The following is a 19,477-nucleotide window of genomic DNA, read 5'->3' as shown; positions in this document are numbered from 1 at the left end:
GTGGAGGACGTATGACCCCCGTTGCTGACCTCACCGACCCCGTACCCGGCGGACGCCCCGGTGACGTCGAACGCGCAACCGCACTCACCGGCGAACTGTCCGGGAAAGGCGTCCACGGGATCGTCCTGTCGTACGTCGACACGGCGGGCGTCGGCCGGGTGAAGACGATCCCCACGGCGAAGCTCGCCTCGGCGGCCGCCTGGGGCGTCGGCATGTCCCCGGTCTTCGACACCTTCCTGGCGAACGACTCCATCGTCAGCACCGACGTCCTCGGCTCCCCCGACGGCGATCTGCGCCTCTACCCCGACCTCGGCCGACTCGTGGTCCTGGCCGGGCAGCCGGGCTGGGCGTGGGCGCCGGTCGACCGCATCACGCAGGAGGGCGAGCGCCACCCGGGCTGCACCCGCACCTTCCTGCGCACCCTGGTCGCGGAGGCGGAACGCCGGCACGGCATCACCTTCCAGGCGGCCGTGGAGATCGAGTGGGCGGTCGGTCAAGGCCCGGCGGCCGCCGGGGAGTTCGTGCCGGCGGTCTCCGGTCCCGCGTACGGCGCGATCCGGCAGGTCGAGCTCAGCGACTGCACGGCCGACCTGCTGGCGGCGCTCGCGGCGCAGGACGTGGACGTCGACCAGCTCCATCCCGAGTACGCGGCAGGGCAGTTCGAGATCTCCGTGGGCGCGCTGGACCCGGTGGCGGCGGCCGACCGGAGCGTGCTGGTACGGCAGACGATCCGTGCCGTCGCCCAAAGGCACGGGTTCGTGGTCTCGTTCGCCCCGGCGGTCCTCGCCCAGGGCGTCGGCAATGGCGGCCACCTGCATCTGTCCGCGTGGCGCGACGGCACGAACCTCCACTCGGGCGGCGCCGGCCGCTACGGCATGACACCGGAGGCGGAGTCCTTCGCGGCCGGGATCCTGCGCCGCCTCCCGGCCCTCACGGCACTCACCGCCCCGAGCCCCGCCAGCTATCTCCGCCTCAAACCCTCCCAGTGGGCCGGGGTGTTCACCGCCTGGGGCCGGGAGCGGCGGGAGGCGGCGGTACGGATCGTCACCGGCACTCTGGGCCTGCGCGACCAGGCCGCCAACCTGGAGGTCAAGCCGGTCGACCTGGCCGCCAACCCGTATCTGGCGCTGGGCGGTGTGATCGCGGCGGGCCTGGACGGCATCGCCTCGGCGGCGGGGCTGCCCGAGGAGAGCGCCGGGGACCCCGCCCGCCTCACCATGGAGGAGGCGAAGGCCCGTGACGTGCGCCGGCTGCCGACCTCACTGACCGAGGCCGTGACGGAGTTCCGCGCCGACGACGTACTGCGTGACGCCCTGGGCCCGGTCCTCGCCGACGCCGTCGTCGCCGTACGGGAAGGGGAGGTCGCGGCCGTCGACGGCTGGGACCCCGAGCGGATCGCGGCGGCGTACCGCTGGAAGTACTGACATGAGCGCCGTCCACGAGGCGCTCGGCGCCCTCGGTCTGGTCGACCACCACTGCCACGGCGTAGCCGGGGCCGACCTGGACCGGCCCGCCTTCGAGTCCCTTCTCACCGAGGGCGACCGATGGCCGGGCAGCTCACCCTTCGACACTCCCGTGGGCGTGGCGGTGCGCCGCCACTGCGCACCCCTGCTGGACCTGGACCGGCACGCCCCGCCCGAGGAGTACCTGGCGCGGCGCGCGGACATCGGCTGGCAGGAGGTGAACCGCCGCTTCCTGGCCGCCTCGGGGACGGACACGTACTGCGTGGACACGGGATTCGGCCCGACGGAGCTGGCGGCCGACGACGTGTACGAGGTCGTACGGCTGGAGAGCGTCGAGGAGACGGTGGTGACGCAGGGGGTGGAGCCGGACGCCTACGCCGACGCGTTCCGCTCGGCGGCGCTCCAGGCGGTACGGCGGCCGGGCGTGGTCGCGGTGAAGTCCGTCGCGGCCTACCGGACGGGCTTCGGCCTGGACCCGGCGCGCCCGTCGGAGAAGGAGGTCGAGCGGGCGGCCCGTGAGCGGCTGGCGGCGGGCGGCCGCCTGGAGCACCCGGTCCTCGTCCGCAACCTGCTCTGGACGGCCGTCGACCTCGGCCTCCCCCTCCAGCTCCACACCGGCTTCGGCGACAACGACATCCGCCTGCACCGGGCGGACCCGAGCCGTCTCACGGACTGGCTGCACCTGACCGCGGGCACGATCCCTGTCATGCTCCTGCACTGCTGGCCGTACCAGCGCCAGGCCGCCTATCTGGCGGCGGTCTTCGAGCAGGTGTACCTCGACGTCGGCCTCACCCTCCACCACGTGGGCCCGGCGCGGGCGCGCACGATCCTGGAGGAGGCACTGGAGATCACACCGTTCCGCAAACTGCTGTACAGCTCCGACGCGTACGGTCTGGCGGAGTTCTACGCGCTCGGCGCGCTGTCCTTCCGGCGGGGCCTGGGCGAACTGCTCCAGGACCGGGTGGCCGCCGACGAAATGAGCCTGTCCGACGCGCTACGGCTCGCAGAGTGGGCGGGAGCACACAATGCGCGCCGGGTCTACCGCCTTTCCGGCCCCTCCTGAAAGTATGATCAAGCAATGTCTGACATGACCGAAACCACGCCCGGCTGGCTGACGACGGACGACCTCGAGCAGGCGCGCGCCCGGATGCCGATCCTGTACGTCGAGGCCGTGCCCGTGCGGGTCGACGACAGCGGCGAAGTGACCAGCGTCGGCCTCCTGCTGCGGATCGGCCCCGACGGAACGGTCAGCCGGACGCTGGTCTCCGGCCGCGTGCTGCACCACGAGCGCGTCCGCGACGCCCTCATGCGCAACCTGGAGAAGGACCTCGGCCCGGTGGCCCTGCCCCGCATCCCGGCCGCCCCGCAGCCCTTCACGGTCGCCGAGTACTTCCCGACGCAGGGCATCACGCCATACCACGACCCCCGTCAGCACGCTGTGTCGCTGGCCTACGTCGTCCCGGTGACCGGCGACTGCCGCCCCCGCCAGGACGCCCTGGACCTGGTGTGGTTCAGCCCCCAGGAGGCGGTGTCGGAGGCGGTGCAGAGCGAGATGCCGGGCGGACACGGGGTGCTGCTCAAGCAGGCGCTGGCGCACTTGGGGTGTGCGATCTGACGGAGGGACCCTGTTCGGCGGCGCGCCGTGCGCAGGACATGAGGCCACGGCGCGTCGCGTCGACAGCGCTTGACGCTCGTGGGCAATGAGGGGAAAGTTGGACATATACGCCGTAAACATACGGCGTCAGGAGTGAAGTGAAGGATCGGGCCCATGAGCCCACCCACGACGGTTCTCGTGACCGGCGGAGCCGGTTTCATCGGCAGTCATGCGTGTGCCGATCTGCTCGACCACGGCTACGAAGTGATCGTCGTCGACGACTACTCCAACAGCAGCCCGCAGGTCCTTCCTCGCCTGGAGCGGGTCGCCGGCCGATTCGTGGGAGCGGTCTACGAACTGGACATCCGGGACCGGCGCGCCCTGTCCGCCGTCTTCGACCGGCACTCCGTGGACGCCGTCATGCACTTCGCCGGGCTGAAGGCCGTGGGCGCATCGACCCGGATGCCCGTCGCGTACTACGACAGCAACGTCGGCGGCCTGACCTCCCTGTTGCGGGCCATGCACGGCCACGGGGTGCACCGGCTCGTCTTCTCGTCCTCATGCACGATCTACGGCGACGCCGGACACGGCCCGCTCCCCGAGACGACCCCGGCCCGGCCGACCAACCCCTACGCGTTCTCCAAGTGGCTGTGCGAGCAGATCCTCAAGGACGTCTGTCTGCGCCATCCCGATTACAGCGTCCTGTGTCTGCGCTATTTCAACCCGGCCGGCGCCCACCCCAGCGGACTGCTGGGCGAGGACCCCCGAGGCACGTCCGGCAACCTGATGCCGCACGTCGCCCAGGTGGCCACCGGACGTCAGGAAAAGGTCCGCGTCTTCGGTGGCGACTACCCGACCACCGACGGGACCGCCGTCCGGGACTATCTGCATGTGCTGGACACGGCCGAGGCGCATCGCATCGCGCTGGACCATCTCGTGGACACGGTCGGCCTGCGGGTCTACAACCTGGGGGCCGGCAGGGGCAGTTCGGTCCTGGAGGTCGTCGCCGCGTTCTCCGAGGCCTGCGGCAGGCCCATCCCGTACGAGATCGTGTCCCGCCGGTCGGGCGACGTGGCGGAACTCGTCGCCGACGCGAGCGCCGTGGACCGGGACTGGGGCTGGCACCCCACCCGCGGCCTCGCCGAGATGTGCCACGACGCATGGCGGTTCCAGCTGCTCAATCCGCACGGTTACGCCGGCGCCGCACGGCATCCCGGCGAGAAGCGCTGAGCCTGCCGCCGGCGTCCGGTGCACCGGACGCCGACAGGGCGAACGCCGTCTCCACCAAGGCGATGTGGCTGAACGCCTGAGGAGCGTTACCCAGTTGACGCCCGGCGTCCGGATCCCACTGCTCTGCGAGCAGGCCCACGTCGTTGCGGATCGAGAGCACCCGCTCGAACGCCTCCCGGGCCTGTTCGGCATGGCCGGTCACGGCCAGGGCGTCGGCGTACCACAGCGAGCACGACACGAAGGTCCCCTCCGATCCCCGTCCGCCGTCGACGGCGTGCGGACCGTCGCCGCCCGGTGCGTACCGCCGCACGAACCCGCCCCGGTCGAGACCCCGCATCGCACGGACAGTTCCGGACACCCGCTCGTCCCACGGCGGCAGAAAGCCGAGCCTGGGTATCAGCAGTGCCGAGGCGTCCAAGGCCGTCGAACCGAAGGACTGCACGAAGCACCGCTGCCGGGCGTCCCACCCCCGACGGCAGACCTCCCGGTGCACCTCGTCCCGCATGGCCCGCCATTCACCCGAGGAACCGTTCCTGCCGAGCAACTCCCCCATGCGCAGAGCACGGTCGGCGGCCACCCAGACCATGACCTTGGAGTGGACGAACTGCTGACCCGGACCGCGCACCTGCCACAGGCCCTGGTCCGGTTCGCGCCAATGCCTGCACAGATGACCCATGAGGGCCTCCACCAGGCTCCACACATGGGACGGCATGGGGATTCCGGCCCGGAGCGAGAGACAGAGCGCATCCAGGACCTCGCCGTACACGTCCAGCTGGTACTGGCTCATGGCGGAGTTGCCGAACCGCACAGGCCGCGAACCCTCGTAGCCCGGCAGCCACGGCGCCTCGGTCTCGGGCAACAGCCGCTGCCCTCCTACGCCGTAGACGGTCTGCAGGTCCGCGGGGTCGCCCGCGATGGCCCGCACCAGCCAGTCCAGCCAGGCCGTGGCCTCGGCCCGGTACCCGCTGCGCAGCAGACAGGACAGGGTCAGGGCGGAGTCACGGAGCCAGCAGTACCGGTGGTCCCAGTTGTGTTCCCCGCCGATGCGACCGGGCAGCGACGTCGTGGGCGCCGCGACGATACCGCCGGTGGGCGCGTAGGTGAGCGCCTTCAGGGTGATCAGTGAGCGGAGCACCGCTTCCCGCCACGGGCCCTCGTAGCGGCACCGGCCGCTCCAGCGCCGCCAGAAGTCCCCGGTCTCCTTCAGCAGCGTCTCCGCCGGCACGCAGAGTGGGGACGGTGGCGCGGGCAGGTGGGACGGGGACCAGACCAGCGTCAGGGCCAGCCGTCGGCCGGCCGGGACGGTGAAGTCGTACACCGTGGAGTCCGCACCGTCGGATGCCCGCACCGGGCTGTCGGCACCCAGCCAGACGGCGTCCGGGCCGGCGACCGCGACCGTGTGGTCCTCGCCGCGCCGGATCCACGGCACCACGCGGCCCTGATGGAACCGCAGCCGCAGCTCGCTGCGCATGGACGCACAGCCCGACAGGGCCTCGACGACCCTGACGAGGCACGGCAGTCGGACACGGGGCGGCATGAAGTCCGTGACGCGCACCGTCCCTGTGGCGGTCGTCCACTGCGAGTCCAGAACCAGGGTGTCCGACCGGTAGGCACGGCTCGTACAACGGCCGGAGCCGACGGGCGCGACCCGCCAGAACCCGTTGCGCTCCGTGCCGAGCAGCGCGGCGAGACAGGCGGGCGAGTCGAAGCGGGGCAGGCACAGCCAGTCGACGGAACCGTTCCTGCCGACCATGGCGGCGGTCTCCATGTCGCTGATGAGGGCGTAGTCCTCGATCGGTGCGCTCATGACCGACGTCACCGGCCGTCATTTCGTCCGTGACCGGATCCATGTCGGGTAGACGGGCGATCGTGCGGCGAAGTGGAGGGAGCCGATGAACCCGGCCCCACCGGTGACCAGCATGCGGGTGGTGACCATGACGGAACCTGTGTCTTCGTACGGGTCCCGGCGCCGACGGCGACGGCAGCTGCGCCGTCGGCGCCTCGATCCCCGTGGAGGAGAAAGGCGTATATTTACGCCGTATACGTACATCATCCCTCCAGGAATGGGTCAGGTCAACTCACACCCTCTTGACATTGCATCCAAATCGGTCAAACGTGTATATATACGTTGTAAACGTACGGGGGCGGCCTCTCAGGGAAGCGGGAACAGCTCGTGCGGTGCGTCGTTGAGCCTCTTCAGCACACGGAGCAGCTCCGGGTGTTCGGCCAGCTCGCCGCCCTCGTACTCCCAGGAGAAGGTCATCTGCCCCAGCCACGCGGAGCGCTGCCACTGCGCGATCATCCCGGTCAGCTCCTCGGCCGTCGGCCAGCGCCACTGCTCGAAGGAGAACGCCTGGAGCATGCCCATGTACCGGGTCACGCCCGCCTCCTCCAGCCGCTCGAGGACCTGAGGGATCTTGGACCAGTCGCAGGGCTCACCGACCAGGCAGGGGTACACATTCACGCTCATCACATCCGTCGTGCCACGGAAAGCAGCGAAGTGCTCGGGCTTGTCGACGTTGACCACCGTAAACCGGTCGGTGTCCGGATCGAGGGCCCGCACGAGCGCGGACCGGTCGCGTACGTCGGCGGCGGCCAAGGGGCAGTTGCGGTTGGTGTTGGGCTCATCCGCCACGAAGTATCCGGCGATCCCGGGCGACCGGGCCAGCGCATAGCGCTCGAAGCGATCCCTGACCTCCGCGTCGCTCCAGTTCCAGACACAGCGCTCCTTGTCGTAGCCGCCGAGCCACACCAGTGCACGCTGCCCGGTGGTGACCTGCGAGACCCGTTCGGGCGTGACGTCGATCAGCGAGTAGCCGTAGCGCGCGGTCGCCGGGTCCGTGGTGTTGAGGGCCACGGAGAGGAACCCTCCGCTCGACGCGGACCCGTCGGGCTCCCCCGACGAGGAGACCTGCCGACAGGAGAGCGTCGCCACCAGCAGCAGACCGGAGGCGAACACCGCGAGGAATCTGCGCCGCCGTCGGCGACGGGCACGGAGGTCGGCCATCGGCATGCCTCCCACTCACTGAAGATTTCCGGCTATTACGACAAAAGCCTCTTTTCGAGCCTACTGAGGTTGTGCGATGGAATTCAACGAAGCTCTGCGCCGCACCGTCGGAGGACACTGGCGGCTTCTCGTGCTGTTCATCGTCCTGCCGATGCTCGTCGTGGGTGTGCTCGAACTCCGTGACGCGCGAGCGTACGTCTCCAAGGCGCGGGTCCAGGCCTCGGCCACGCTGCCTGCGACGGACGTGCAGGCCAACGCCATGCTCAGCCGGGTGAAAGCCGTCGCCACCAGTAGTTCCGTCGTGTCGACGGCCCTCGAGGAGTCGAAGGTCACCGACCGCACCCCCGCCCAGGTGGCCAAGGAGACCAGAGTCTCCCGGCTGGGCGGCTCCTCCGTGTTCACCGTCAAGGTCACCGACGCCGACCCCAGAACGGCCGAGAAACTGGCCGGCGCGTTGTCCGAGGAACTCGTGACCTTCTTCAACGGGACCGGAAACCTGCTGGTCACCCAGCTGACGGACCGTGAGGCCGCCCTCCACGACGAGCGGGTACGGGTCGCCGGAGAGCTGCCGGGTGCCAAGGACGCGGCCGAATCCGGGCGGCTCACCGCCGAGCTGAGCTCTCTCGACCAACAGATCCAGGACGTTCAGGCCTCCCTGCGCGCCGCGGAGGCCGCCGGTCTCGGCGACCGCACCGCCTCCCTGCTCTCCCCTGCCAGCGACGCCGTTCCCGTGCCTCCGCTGTCCCGCACCGACATGGCGCTCGCCGGGATGGGCGGGCTCGTCGCGGGGCTGCTGGCCGTGACGCTGCTGGAGGTCTTCCGACCTCATGTCGCCGGGCCGAGCGCATTCGCCCGCGAACTCGACGCCCCTGTGCTGGGCCGTCTCCGCACGACCGAACGCCGCGGCCGCAAAGCCGGTCCCGGGGCGCCCGCCTGCCTCCACACCGAAACGGTCGTCGCGCTGCGCCGAGCCGTCGCGCGCACCAGGGCGGGAACCGTGGTGCTGACCGGACCGGCCGGCGAGGAGCGGCTGGGCACGCTCGCGAAGGAACTCGAGGCACGGCTCGACCTGTCCGTCGTCCCCGGCAGCGGGCCGGACCCGGAGCTGCGGGCGGGTCACCTCGGCGGGCCGCACGCCGCGGGGACGGTCCCCGACGGCAACGACGGCCAGGAGCACTACGGGCTCATCCGCACGCTCACCACCTCACGCATACGCGAGGCCACCGCCCTCACGGACGGCCGTGCCGTTCCCCGGCCCGCCACCGCCGTCCGGGTCCGTGCCTTGCACCAGGTGGACGACGTCTCCGACACCGCCCGGCACGTCCTGCTCGTCGTCGAACCGGAATTTCCCCCCTACGCCGAGCTGCGCAGGGTGCGCAACCTTGTGGCCGCGACCGGTTGGCAGGTCATCGGCGTCCTGGGGGATCACTCCACTCGCCGGTCCCGCAAGGCGGCCCGATCGGAGCGTGGCTGATGCAGGCTCTGCTGATCCAGGCCGGGCAGCGTCTCGTGGTGGACTGCCCTTCGCCGTCGCTGTCCCGGCTGCTGTCCGAAGGCGGCGCGGGGGCCTGGCGCCCCTCGGGCACGGACACCGCGGACGTGCGCGTCGAGGTGCAGTCGCACAACCGACCGTTCGACGTGCGCGGCTGGGCTCCGCTGTGCCGTGGCGGATACGCCCGGGACGACGCGGTGGTGCTGTCCAACGCCTGCGGCAGCGGGTTCGACCTGAGGCTCACGGTCGCTGCCCGGCGGCTGCTGGTCGAGGCACGCTGGAGTCCGCCTGCCCGCGAGCGCCTCGCCGCACGACTGCTGCGCTCCCGGTTCCACCTGCTGGCGCGAGCCGCACTGCTGCAGTACCCGGCGCTGTGGTGGGCCGGCTGCCGGGGCCGGGTGCCGGTGCACGCCGGTGCGGTGACTCTCGGTACCGCGGTGCCGCTGCTGGCCGGTCCGGGCGGGGTGGGCCGGTCGACGCTGGTGCTGGGCGCCGTCACGGCCGGGGAGCGGGCCTGCTCCGACAACCTGTGCGTCACCGACGGCGTGGACGTCCACGGGCTGGTCGAGCCCATGCGGCTTCAGGGCGGCCGCGGCCGTCACATGTCCTACGGGCGTACCGAACGCCCCCTGCTCGGGCGGGTGGACGCCCTGCGCCCGGACCGGCTCGTGGTACTGCGCAAAGCAGTCGCCGGCCGGCCGACGGTGCGTCCCCTGGAGCCCGGCCAGGCGGCACGGTCCCTGGTCACCGCCACGTATCTGGCCGGGGAACTGCGCCGTTACTGGCCCTTCGCGGCGGCCCTCGCTCTGGGGACGGGACGAGGGCCCGCCCACCCCCCGGTGGAGTCGGTGGCACTGCGGCTCGTCCGGCGGCTTCCGGCCGTCGAGCTCACCCTCGGCGACCGGCCGGAGGAAGGGCTCGCCGCGCTGTACCGCCTTGCCTCCGAGACCCTGGAGCGGGCGGAGGCGACGCCATGAGCAGGCTGCGGGTGGCCACCGTCATCACCCGGTTCGAGGCCGGAGCGGGCATCGTCGCCCTGCGTGGCGCACAGGCCCTGGACCCGGCCGTGTACCGCACCACGATCATCACCGGACAGGGGGACCGGCTGCTCGAACTCGCCGCCGGGTCCGGCATCGAGGTGGTCGTCGAGCCGACGCTGCGCTCGCCGGTCGCGCCCCTCCACGACCTGCTCGCCCTGCAGCGGCTGACCCGGCTGTTCGCACGACGGGGGTTCGACATCGTGCACACCCACAGCGCCAAGGCGGGCACGCTGGGGCGGCTGGCGGCCCGGCGGACCGGGGTGCCCCGGATCGTCCACACGTTCCACGGGCTGCCGTATCACGAGTTCCAGTCGGCTGCCCGGCGCACCGCGTACATCGGTGTCGAGCGCACCGTCGGACGCTTCACCGACGTCGCGCTGTGTGTCGGCTCGGCCGTGTCGGTCGAGGTGGTGCGCCGCGGCCTCGTGCCGCCCGAGCGGGTCCGCACGATCGGTGTCCCGGTGGAGCCCAACTGCCCGGACAGGACGCCTGCCGCCCGGGCACGGGCCCGCAAGGCGCTCGGCCTGACCGGCACGGGCCCGGTGGTGGGAGCCGTCGGGCGGCTCGCCTACCAGAAGAACCCCGAGACCTTTGTCCGTGCCGTGCTCGCGCTGGGCCGCTCCGATGTCACGGGGGTGTGGATAGGCGGGGGCGAACTGACCCGGACGGTCCGGGAGTTGATCACACGAGAACAGGCGTCGGTGGTACTGGCCGGGGAGCGCCCGGACGTCCCGGACCTCCTTCCGGCCTTCGACGTGTTCGCCCTGCCGAGTCGGTACGAGGGGCTCCCGGTCGCCGTCGTCGAGGCGATGGCCGGCGGGATTCCCGTGGTGGCCACGGCCGTCAATTCCGTGCCGGACGTGGTGGTGCCGGGTCGTACCGGACTGCTGGTGCCCCCGCAGCGGCCCGACCTGCTGGCCCGGGCGGTCGGTCATCTGCTGGATCACCCGCGGGAGGCGCAGCGGCTCGCCACCGCGGCCCGGGCGCGGATCGGCGACGGCTTCAGCGGCAGGGCGCTGGGCGCGGAGCTGACCGCCGCCTACGCCTGCGAACCCACCTGACCCGAGGAGTCCTCGTGCGCGTCGACATCATCAACGCAACGCACCACGGTCCGGCCGACGGCACCGGGGCCGTCGGCCTCACCGTGTTCGACAGCGCCGAGGCCCCCGCCGACCCGGCACTGCTGGGCCGGCTCCGCCACGGCACCGAGTCGGCGGATCTGGCCGCTCCTCCGGTGGTGCTGCCGGACTTCTGCCACAAGGGCAAGTCGGAGATGCCGTCGAGCATCGCGGTCGCCACCCGAGGATCGATCCGCCCCGCCCTGACCGACGCGGCGCTGAACTGCGGGATGGCGCTGGCCGTGCTGGACGTGCCGCGCCCCTCCGACAGAGCCGTCGAGGAGTTCTACGGCCGCGTCCGCCGGAGGTACCCCGACCCGCCGCGCTGGAAGTTCGAGTTGTCCCGCGCCGAGGTGCTGCGGGCGGCCGTCGAAGGCGCCCGGTTCGCCGCCGACCGATTCGGTCTGGACGCCGCAGATCTTGAGCGGATCGAGGAGTTCGGTCACCTCCCGGTCGAGGAGTTCGGCGGCGCACAGCGCGCCCGCCGCGAACTTCCGTGGCTGTGCGTGCAGTTGGCCCGACTGCGCTTCGGCGGCATCGGCCCCAGCACTCATTTCCTGGAGCTCCAGGAGGTCGAAGAGGTACTGGATCCCGGCATCGCCGAGCAACTCGGGGTGCGCAAGGGCCAGGTGACCCTGCAGTTCCACAACGGCGGGGGTGTACTGACCGGCCAGCTCGGCGAACTGTACGCGCGGCGGCTCGCGGCGTCCCGACTGCTGCGTGCCGAGATGGCGGTGCAGAAGCCGCTGTCGCACCTTCTGGGGGCGGGCAGTCCGGCGCAGGCCCGACGGCGGTACGCGGCGTACTTCCGCCACGGCTGCCCTCCGGTGCCCGTCGACGGCGACGAGGGCCGACGACTGCTGATGGCGCAGCGGCTCGCCATGAACTACGGCTTCGCCTACCGGCTGGCCACCTACGCCACCCTGCGCAGCGTCGCCCGGATCGCCTTCGGCGCCTCACTGCGGCTCGTGGTGGACTCGCCGCACAATTCCGTCTACGAGGAACTCGTCGACGGCGAGCCCGCGTTCGTGCACCGGCACAACGCGGCCCGGGCGTGGACACCGCCGCTCATGGCGGGCCACCCGGTCTTCGCGCACACCGGCCAGCCGCTGCTGGTGCCCGGCACGAACCGCACGTCGTCGTTCCTGTGCGTCCCGGCGGCACAGGCGAAGCGCAGTCTCTACACCGCCTGTCACGGCACCGGCAGCATCATCGGTGCCTTCGAACGCAGCGGCCGCAGCGGTCCGGACCCACGGCACCGGCACACACTGCGCTTCAGCTACGACCGGCCCGCACCGCGCAGTGTCCCTCAGCTGGACGACGCCGGCGTCGACGCGGCGATGGCCATCCTGTCCGGTAACGGCCTGGCCCGTCCGGTGGCCCGGCTACGACCGTTCGCGGTGCTGTCATGAGGGCCGCGGCACCGGAACGGACCCTGCTCCTGCACCAACTGCTGCCCCCGGGGCGGCGGTACGTGGCACTGCCGTCGCGGCACCGCCCGATCGTGGTCGCCGAGGACCGGCCGGCGGTGCTGACGTATGTCCGCGAGGCCCTGCTGTCCGTGCCCCCGCCACTGCCGACGTGGCTCTATCCGGCTGCCCGGGCAGCACTGGGTGTTCCGGCGGTACGGCGATGTGTGCCGGGGCTGACCGTACCCGTACGAGACGGTGGCGCCGCGCGCGACGACGGCGTCGACCGCCTGCTGGCTTCCTCGGGCCCCGTGCTCCTGCTGGACCACAGCCACGACCCGGACGCACGGGTCGTCCTGCTCCTGTTCCCGCCCGGCTCGGCACGGCCCGCCCTGGTCGTGAAGGTCCCGGCCGAGCCGGTCGGTGCGGCCGCCGTGGTCCGGGAGGCCGAGCGGCTGCGGGCCATGACGGCACTGCCGCTGGACGAGGTCCGGCCTACCGTGCCCACCGTCGTGGAACTGCTGCGGCACAAGGGCCTGCCGGCACTCGTGACCACCGCTCTGCCCGGCCTGCCGATGCTGGTCGGGTACCACCGTCCGGGGCACCACACCCGTACGGGACCGGTGCACGCGGACTTCGGCGCGGCAGCGGCCTGGCTGGCGGCCTTCCAGTCGGCCACCGCCGGTGAGCCCGCCCCACTCGAGATCCCGGCGCGGGCGCCCCGCCCGCCGGACCACCGCCCGGACGACGACCGTGCCCGGCAGCAGCTGCACGCCCTGCACCGCCGACTGCGCCGATACGCCGCTCCCACGACCGCGGTGCACGGGGACTTCTGGGCCGGGAACATCCTGCTCCGAGAGGGCCAGGTCTCCGGTGTCGTCGACTGGGAGCGCGCTCGGACGGCCGGCAGTCCCCTCGCCGACCCCGCCCGTTTCGTCGTGGCCTACTGCGAATACCTCGACCGGCGCACCAGGCCGGGGCACCGGGTTCGCGGTCACCCCGGGCTCGTGGCCGGGGAGCCCGGGGCGGCCCTGGCCTACGCCCTGGACGGTACGGGCTGGTACCCGCGCCTGGTCCGCGAGTTTCTCGCCATGGTGCTGCGGCGGCTCGGCCTGCCCCTCGTGTGCGGGCGGGACGCCGTGCTGGCGGAGCTGGCCGCGGTGGCTGCCGAAGCCACGGACCCGGAGTTCGCCGCTTCCCAGCTCCGCGCGTTCCTCAGGCTGGCCTCGGCCGAGGAGGCACCATGACCACCCTGCCCGGCTCAGCCCGAGGAGGCGCCGACACCGAGATGAGCGCGGCCGCCTCCGCCCCGGAGCGCACCCGGGACGAGGCGCTCACCGCAACGGTGGCGCTCGTCGCCTGTGCCGCGATGGTCTTCCAGCCGATCCTGCGCCCCGCCGGCCCCGCCAACAGTTCTCCGGTGGACGTGTTCACCCTCGCCACCGTGCTGATCAGCGTCCTGTGGGCGGCGACCTGCGGACGACGGCTCGGCGCGCCGTACTGCCTGGCGGGCGGTCTGATGCTGCTGAGCGGTGCGGTGGCGGGCCTCGCGGGCCCACTCCCCCTCACCTCGTTGCTGAACCTCGCCAAGGAGCTTCTCCTGCTGGCCTGGTGTGTGGCGCTGTACAACATCGCGCGTCGGCCCGGTGTCCTGCGGCTGCTCACCGCGTCGTTCGCGTACGCGGCCGTGGTCTGGGCGTCGGTCCTGGTGGCCGCCGGCTTCCTGCATCTCACTGCGATCGAGGGGATCAGCCCCACCGAGGGAGACCGGAAGCTGTTCACCCTGGGCGACCCCAACTACGCCGCCACGTACTGGGTGGTGTCACTCCTCATGGTGCACGCCGCCCAGCGTCCGCGTTCCTGGCTGCTGCGCTGGTACGGCTATGCGGTCCTGCTCTGGGCGCTGCTGCTCAGCCAGTCGAACGGCGGCATCCTCGAACTGGCCGTCGCCCTGGTCTTCCTCACCGCGCACCGGGCCTACCGCACGAGCGGTCCGGCCGCGGCGACCGCCGTCGTCCTGCTCGTCGCCCTCGCGGCCGGCGGCGCGCTCAGGGCGGCCGACCTCGCCGATGTCCAGGACCGGGCGCGGCAGTCCGACCATTCCTTGCTGGTGAACACGCTCGGTCGGAGCGGGGCCAGCACCGAACAGCGCGGCACGCTGGTGCGGGAGAGCTTCCAGTTGTACGACCAGCAGTGGCTGACGGGTTCGGGTCCCGGTACGACGAAGCAGCTCTTCGAGGACCAGCAGTTCCCGTACGCCAAGGAGGCCCACGACGACTACCTCGCGGCCCTCGTCGAGCGCGGACCGCTCGGCGCGGTGGCACTGCTGCTTCTGGTGGCGTCCGCGGCTTGGCGGGCTTCCCGCGCGCTGCGCGCACCGCCGGAAAGCCGCTTCGCAGCCGAGGTACCCCGGCCTGCCGGGCTGGTCGCGGCCCTGCTGGCGCTCGCCGTGGCCGCCGCCTACTACGAGGTTCTGCACTTCCGCTTCCTCTGGGTGCTGCTGGCGCTGGTGGCCGTCCTCGCGTCCGCTCCTGAGAAGGACCCGCCATGAAGGCCGCGGCCGAGCAGCGAAGCCCGGAGCTGGGGCCGCGCACCATGGCCGGCAACCTGGCGGCGCAGGGATGTGCGGTGTTCCTGGTCTTCCTCTCCGGTCTGCTCGTCGCCCGGCTGTCCGGCCCCGAGGTACTGGGCGGATACGCGCTGCTGCGGGTGCTGCCGTGGCTGACCGGTGTCGTGGTCAGCTGTGGGCTGCCGCTGGCGAGTGCCTACTACCTCGCGGGGGAGCTGCGCGACGATCCCCGGCTGCGACCGACACTGGCACTGCTCGCCGCCGTCGGCTCGACGGCCGGCGCCCTGGTGTGGCTTGCCATGGTCCCCTTGCTCGACGGCTTCTTCCCCGACGTTCCGCGGTGGCAGCTGACCCTCGTCGCGGTCACCGTGCTCACCCAGCTGCTCACGGTGTGGGGCAAGGCCTGCTGCCAGGGCCGGGCCGACATGCCGGGGGCCGATCTGGTCATCGTCGCGGAGGAGTTTCTCTTCCTGCCCGCCTACGGGCTTGCCCTGCTGACCGGGTTGCGGGACACCGATGCGGTGGTCGCCGGACTGCTCGGAGGCGGGGTGGCCGCCACCGCGACCTCGTTGGGCCGGCTGGTGCGCACCGGGTTCGGACACCGCTGGGGCCGTCCGTCGGCCCCCCTGGCCGCGGAGGTACTGCGCTACGGCGCCCGTGGGCAGTTGGGCAACCTGCTGCTGCTGGTCAACCTCCGGTTGGACTTTCTCGCCGTGGGTGCGCTGTCCGGCCCCGCGGTGCTCGGCGTGTACGCCGTCGCCTCGAAGTTCGCCGAGCTGGTCCGGCTGCCCGCTGTTGCGGTGCACTACGTGCTGTACCCCCGGTTCGCACGGGACGGCCCACTGCTGGCCGGCCAGGAGATGCGCCGTATGCTTCCGCGCGCCCTCGCCGTGACCGCCGCGCCGGTCCCGCTCCTGCTGGGCGCCGCCGCGCTCGTCCTGCCGCTGTTGTACGGCCCGGCCTTCTCCGCCGCGGTGCTCCCTGCCTGCATCCTGCTCGGCGGCCTGGCCTTCGAGGGTGCGACGGCCGTGTGCACCGCCTATCTGTACGGCGTCGGCCGGCCCGGGCTCACCTCCTGTGCCATGGGTGCCGGTGTCGCTGTGACCGTCGTCCTGGACGTGCTGCTCATCCCGCGGTTCGGGGCGGTCGGAGCGGCGGTGGCGTCCAGTGCCTCGTACCTGGTCACCGCCGTGGTGGCGGTGACCCTGACCTGGGCCGTGACCCGATCCCGAAGGAATCACCATGCGTACGGCATCCGTTCGTCCCGCCTCCGCGCACCCGCCCGGCCGCGTCGTCCTCATCGGCGCCGTGCACGAGGCCCGGGCGGCGCTGAGCGCCCTGCTCCACTCACCGCTGGTCCGCCTCACGACGGTGATCACCCCACCTGACGAGGACCTGTGCAGGCTGGCGGGCGCCGCAGATCTCTCGGCCGCGGCCCGGGCCGCCGGCGTACCCGTCCTGCGCGAGACCGACCTCGACACGCCCGCGGTGCGGGCACGGATCCGTGCTTCGGACCCGGACCTGCTGGTGGTCGTCGGCTGGACCAGGCTGCTCGGGCCCGAGCTGCTGTCCGTGCCACGCCACGGCTGCGTCGGCTTCCACGCGTCCCTGCTGCCGCGCCACCGCGGACGGGCACCGGTGAACTGGGCGATCCTGCGCGGCGAGAAGGTCACCGGCAACACGATGATGATGCTCGACCCCGGGGCGGACACCGGGGACATCGTGGATCAGCGAACGCTGTCCATCGGCCCCGAGGACACCTGCGGCAGCGTGTACGACCGGGTCGCCCGGGCGGGTGCCGAGATGCTGCTCGCGCACCTTCCCGGCCTGCTCACCGGTACGGCGCCGCGACGACCGCAGGACCCCGCCGCGGGCGATGTGCTGCCACGCCGCACTCCTGGCATGGGCGTCATCGACTGGGACCGTCCGGCGTCCGCGGTGCACGACTGGGTGCGGGCACTGACCTCGCCGTACCCGGGAGCGTTCGGCGTGCTGGACGGTGAGCGCGTGATGATCTGGCGTACCCGTCCGCCCGGCGACGACGAGCCTGCCGGACCGCCCGGCCAGGTGCTCGCCGTGGAATCCGGCGGTGTGCGGATCGCCACGCGCGGCGGCAGTGTCGTGGTCACCGAGATGAGCGACCGGGCCGGTCCGCCGGGCCCCGCGGACCGGTGGTCGCGCCGGGTCGGTGTGCTGCCCGGGGCTCGTTTCGCGGCGGTACCTCCGGCGGTGTCCCGCTGGGTGCTGGGCGAAGGGCCACGCCCCCTGGGGGCGACACGATGAGCACCGTCCTCGTGCTGGCCGCTCACCCCGACGACGAAGTCCTCGGCGTCGGTGCCACCCTGGCCCGCCATGTCCGGGAAGGTGACGCCGTCCATGCCGTCGTGTTCGCCGAGGGAGCCTCGAGCCGCTACCGGGAGGGGCTCGCGGAGGAGTTGTCCAAGTCGGCGCGCCGCGCGGCGCAGGTTCTCGGCCTCGCCTCGCTGGAGCTGTGGTCGCTGCCGGACCAGCGCCTGGACACACTCCCCCTGATCGAGGTGGTCCAGCGGGTGGAGACGGTGGTGGACGGGCTGCGCCCGGACCTGGTCTACACACACTTCCCCGGCGATGTGAACACCGATCACGGCGTCGTCGCCCGTGCCGCCTGGACCGCCTGCCGCCCCTATGTGCTGCCGAGCCTGCGCAGGTTCGCCGTTTTCGAGACGCCGTCGTCCACGGAGTGGGGCTGGTCGGCCGAACGTCCGTTCTCTCCGTCTCTCTACGTCGATGTCACCCGCACCCTCGACGACAAGCTCGGGGCGATGAGCTGTTACGAGACCGAGCTGCGCGATCCTCCGCATCCGAGGTCGCTGCACGCGCTTCGGGAACGGGCCGCCTACTGGGGCAGCCGGGTGGGCCGTCCGGCGGTCGAGCCGTTCCAGGTACTGCGGGAGGTGCTGTGATCGTGAGACACCTGCCGGGACTGCACGCAGACACCCGACTGCGGCGTGCCGTGGACATCGTCGTCGCACTGGTGCTGCTGCCGACGCTGCTGGTGCCGATGGCGATGCTGGCCGTGCTGGTACGGAGCACCAGCCGCGGGCCCGCGGTGTACCGCCAGTGGCGGGTCGGCCGTGGGCTGCGCCCGTTCACCATCCTCAAGTTCCGTTCCATGGTGGTCGGAGCCGATCGCGCGGGCCCCGCGGTCACCGCAGACGCCGACCCCAGGACCACTTCCGTGGGCCGGTGGCTGCGCCGAAGCCACCTCGACGAACTCCCGCAGCTGATCAACCTGTTGCGCGGCGACATGACCCTGGTCGGACCACGTCCTGAGGTGGAGCGCTTCCTTCCGTACTACACCTCACAGGAGCTGCGGTTGCTGGACGTGCGCCCCGGCATCATCGGCCCCGGCGCACTGTACGTGGCCGGGCGCGGCACCGAACTCGACGACGCCGCGCGCGCCGAGGAGCGCTACGTGCAGTCACAGTTGCACACCAAGCTCGCCCTGGACATCGCCTACCTGCGCGACCGACGGTTCGGCACCGACGTGCACCTGGTGGCGGAGGCGGTCCTCGTCAGCTTCCGTCGTTCTGCACCGTCCGCCACCGCGCCCGCAGCTCCGCCGTGTCCAGGATCAGGGCGTACTGGCCCCGGATCATCTCCGATCGGACGATCGGCGCGATGGTGAAGGTGGTGTCGGAGGCGTCCAGGTGCCGTAGCCCGAGCAACAGATCGCGCAGATCACCGTTGGACATCCGGTCGTCCACGCTCACAGCGCGGGTGACGGCGTCGAGCATCCTGGCGGTGCCGAACGGGTCGGTGAGACCGACCTCGCTGCGTATCTCGGTCATCAGGCTGCGCAGGAACTGCTGCTGGTGCTTGATCCGGTCCAGTTCGCCGCCGGGCACACCGTGGCGCTGCCGGACGTAGGCCAGTGCCTCTTCCCCGTGCATGACGTGGGTGCCGGCCGTGAAGTGCCGCTCCAGTACGGGGTCGTAGGAATCCTCGGGCACGGTGATGGGCACCCCGCCGACGGCGTCGGTCAGCGCCTTGAAGCCGTGCCAGTCGATGACACCGAAGTGGTCGACACGCACCCTCGTCAGCTGCTCGACCGTCTGTACGAGCAGGGCTGGACCGCCCCAGGAGAACGCGGCATTGACCTTCGCCGAGCCGTGGCCGGGGATGGGGACCCAGCTGTCCCTGGGGAGGGACATCACATAGGTCCGGTGCTTGTCGGCGCTCAGATGGACCAGCATCAGGGTGTCGCTGCGTTGTGCTCCGTACCTCCACAGCCGGGCCGTCGCATCGCTTCCGGTGGTCGGCCGCTGCGAGCGGCTGTCGACTCCGGCCAGCAGGAAGGTCGTACCTCCGTCGTGGGACGCGGGTCTGAACGGACGCGGGCCGGAGGGGAAGGCATCGGGGATACGGGTGACCTGGTCGCCGTAGTGATCGGTGCCCCACCACACGGCACCGGCGCCCAGCCCGACCACGGCCAGGACGAGGGCGAGACCGGTCAGCAGCACGGCCCGGACGAGACGGTGGCGTTTCCCGAAGCGCTGTCTGGGTTGCCAACCCG

Annotated in this window: 17 protein-coding genes; 14 read left to right on the top strand and 3 right to left on the bottom strand. The window is 71.9% G+C overall.

Features of this window, described 5'->3' with window-relative positions; genetic code table 11:
* Positions 1 to 11 precede the first annotated feature (11 nt).
* The 4 genes from PH203_RS27070 to galE all read left to right on the top strand — a co-directional run bounded on the left by PH203_RS27070 (position 12) and on the right by galE (position 4,287).
* The gene (locus PH203_RS27070) at positions 12 to 1,424 is read left to right on the top strand and encodes a glutamine synthetase family protein (protein ID WP_289923107.1); all 1,413 of its coding nucleotides are present in this window, start codon (positions 12 to 14) and stop codon (positions 1,422 to 1,424) included.
* A 1-nt stretch (position 1,425) separates the two neighbouring features.
* Positions 1,426 to 2,526: an amidohydrolase family protein gene (locus PH203_RS27065; protein ID WP_289923106.1), complete on the top strand. Its 1,101-nt coding sequence runs from the start codon at positions 1,426 to 1,428 to the stop codon at positions 2,524 to 2,526.
* A gap of 15 nt (positions 2,527 to 2,541) precedes the next feature.
* Positions 2,542 to 3,078, top strand: a complete 537-nt coding sequence (locus PH203_RS27060) for an NUDIX hydrolase family protein (RefSeq protein ID WP_289923105.1) — start codon at positions 2,542 to 2,544, stop codon at positions 3,076 to 3,078.
* A 153-nt stretch (positions 3,079 to 3,231) separates the two neighbouring features.
* On the top strand, positions 3,232 to 4,287 hold the full coding sequence (galE, locus tag PH203_RS27055; protein WP_289923104.1) for a UDP-glucose 4-epimerase GalE: 1,056 nt from the start codon (positions 3,232 to 3,234) through the stop codon (positions 4,285 to 4,287).
* Here galE and PH203_RS27050 read toward each other — a convergent pair.
* Together PH203_RS27050 and PH203_RS27045 are read right to left on the bottom strand one after the other, a co-directional pair.
* Positions 4,235 to 6,094: a glycoside hydrolase family 15 protein gene (locus PH203_RS27050; protein ID WP_289923103.1), complete on the bottom strand. Its 1,860-nt coding sequence runs from the start codon at positions 6,092 to 6,094 to the stop codon at positions 4,235 to 4,237. The genes galE and PH203_RS27050 overlap by 53 nt on opposite strands.
* Before the next feature lie 345 nt (positions 6,095 to 6,439).
* Positions 6,440 to 7,294 carry a hypothetical protein gene (locus tag PH203_RS27045; RefSeq protein WP_289923102.1) on the bottom strand — a complete coding sequence of 285 codons (855 nt, stop codon included), beginning with the start codon at positions 7,292 to 7,294 and terminating at the stop codon, positions 6,440 to 6,442.
* 76 nt (positions 7,295 to 7,370) lie between these two features.
* Between PH203_RS27045 and PH203_RS27040 the strand changes: the two genes are divergently transcribed.
* Genes PH203_RS27040 through PH203_RS26995 form a run of 10 tightly spaced genes read left to right on the top strand, consistent with a single transcriptional unit; the run spans position 7,371 to position 18,589 of the window.
* Complete coding sequence (locus PH203_RS27040) at positions 7,371 to 8,768, top strand: hypothetical protein (protein ID WP_289923101.1); 1,398 nt, start codon at positions 7,371 to 7,373, stop codon at positions 8,766 to 8,768.
* The gene (locus PH203_RS27035) at positions 8,768 to 9,763 is read left to right on the top strand and encodes a hypothetical protein (RefSeq protein ID WP_289923100.1); all 996 of its coding nucleotides are present in this window, start codon (positions 8,768 to 8,770) and stop codon (positions 9,761 to 9,763) included. The genes PH203_RS27040 and PH203_RS27035 overlap by 1 nt, the downstream gene beginning before the upstream one ends.
* Complete coding sequence (locus PH203_RS27030; protein ID WP_289923099.1) at positions 9,760 to 10,887, top strand: glycosyltransferase family 4 protein; 1,128 nt, start codon at positions 9,760 to 9,762, stop codon at positions 10,885 to 10,887. The genes PH203_RS27035 and PH203_RS27030 overlap by 4 nt, the downstream gene beginning before the upstream one ends.
* A gap of 14 nt (positions 10,888 to 10,901) precedes the next feature.
* Positions 10,902 to 12,356 carry an RtcB family protein gene (locus tag PH203_RS27025; protein WP_289923098.1) on the top strand — a complete coding sequence of 485 codons (1,455 nt, stop codon included), beginning with the start codon at positions 10,902 to 10,904 and terminating at the stop codon, positions 12,354 to 12,356.
* A complete protein-coding gene (locus tag PH203_RS27020) occupies positions 12,353 to 13,600 on the top strand; it encodes an aminoglycoside phosphotransferase family protein (protein ID WP_289923097.1) in 1,248 nt (415 codons plus the stop codon). Before PH203_RS27025 ends, PH203_RS27020 begins: the two co-directional genes overlap by 4 nt.
* A complete protein-coding gene (locus PH203_RS27015; protein WP_289923096.1) occupies positions 13,597 to 14,904 on the top strand; it encodes an O-antigen ligase family protein in 1,308 nt (435 codons plus the stop codon). The genes PH203_RS27020 and PH203_RS27015 overlap by 4 nt, the downstream gene beginning before the upstream one ends.
* Positions 14,901 to 16,310 (top strand): polysaccharide biosynthesis C-terminal domain-containing protein, encoded by a 1,410-nt coding sequence (locus PH203_RS27010; protein WP_289923095.1) that lies wholly within the window; start codon positions 14,901 to 14,903, stop codon positions 16,308 to 16,310. Before PH203_RS27015 ends, PH203_RS27010 begins: the two co-directional genes overlap by 4 nt.
* A complete protein-coding gene (locus PH203_RS27005) occupies positions 16,231 to 17,205 on the top strand; it encodes a methionyl-tRNA formyltransferase (RefSeq protein WP_289923094.1) in 975 nt (324 codons plus the stop codon). Before PH203_RS27010 ends, PH203_RS27005 begins: the two co-directional genes overlap by 80 nt.
* Positions 17,202 to 17,864, top strand: a complete 663-nt coding sequence (locus PH203_RS27000) for a PIG-L deacetylase family protein (RefSeq protein ID WP_289923093.1) — start codon at positions 17,202 to 17,204, stop codon at positions 17,862 to 17,864. Before PH203_RS27005 ends, PH203_RS27000 begins: the two co-directional genes overlap by 4 nt.
* A 2-nt stretch (positions 17,865 to 17,866) precedes the next feature.
* The gene (locus PH203_RS26995) at positions 17,867 to 18,589 is read left to right on the top strand and encodes a sugar transferase (protein WP_289923092.1); all 723 of its coding nucleotides are present in this window, start codon (positions 17,867 to 17,869) and stop codon (positions 18,587 to 18,589) included.
* Here PH203_RS26995 and PH203_RS26990 read toward each other — a convergent pair.
* Positions 18,477 to 19,424 carry an LCP family protein gene (locus PH203_RS26990; protein ID WP_289923091.1) on the bottom strand — a complete coding sequence of 316 codons (948 nt, stop codon included), beginning with the start codon at positions 19,422 to 19,424 and terminating at the stop codon, positions 18,477 to 18,479. The genes PH203_RS26995 and PH203_RS26990 overlap by 113 nt on opposite strands.
* Positions 19,425 to 19,477 lie beyond the last annotated feature (53 nt).

Origin of the sequence: Streptomyces sp. S.PB5 (genome assembly GCF_030403745.1) — a bacterium.
Lineage (GTDB): Bacteria > Actinomycetota > Actinomycetes > Streptomycetales > Streptomycetaceae > Streptomyces.
Note: the sequence above shows the minus strand (reverse complement) of the source record. Positions and strands in the feature narration are given on the sequence as shown.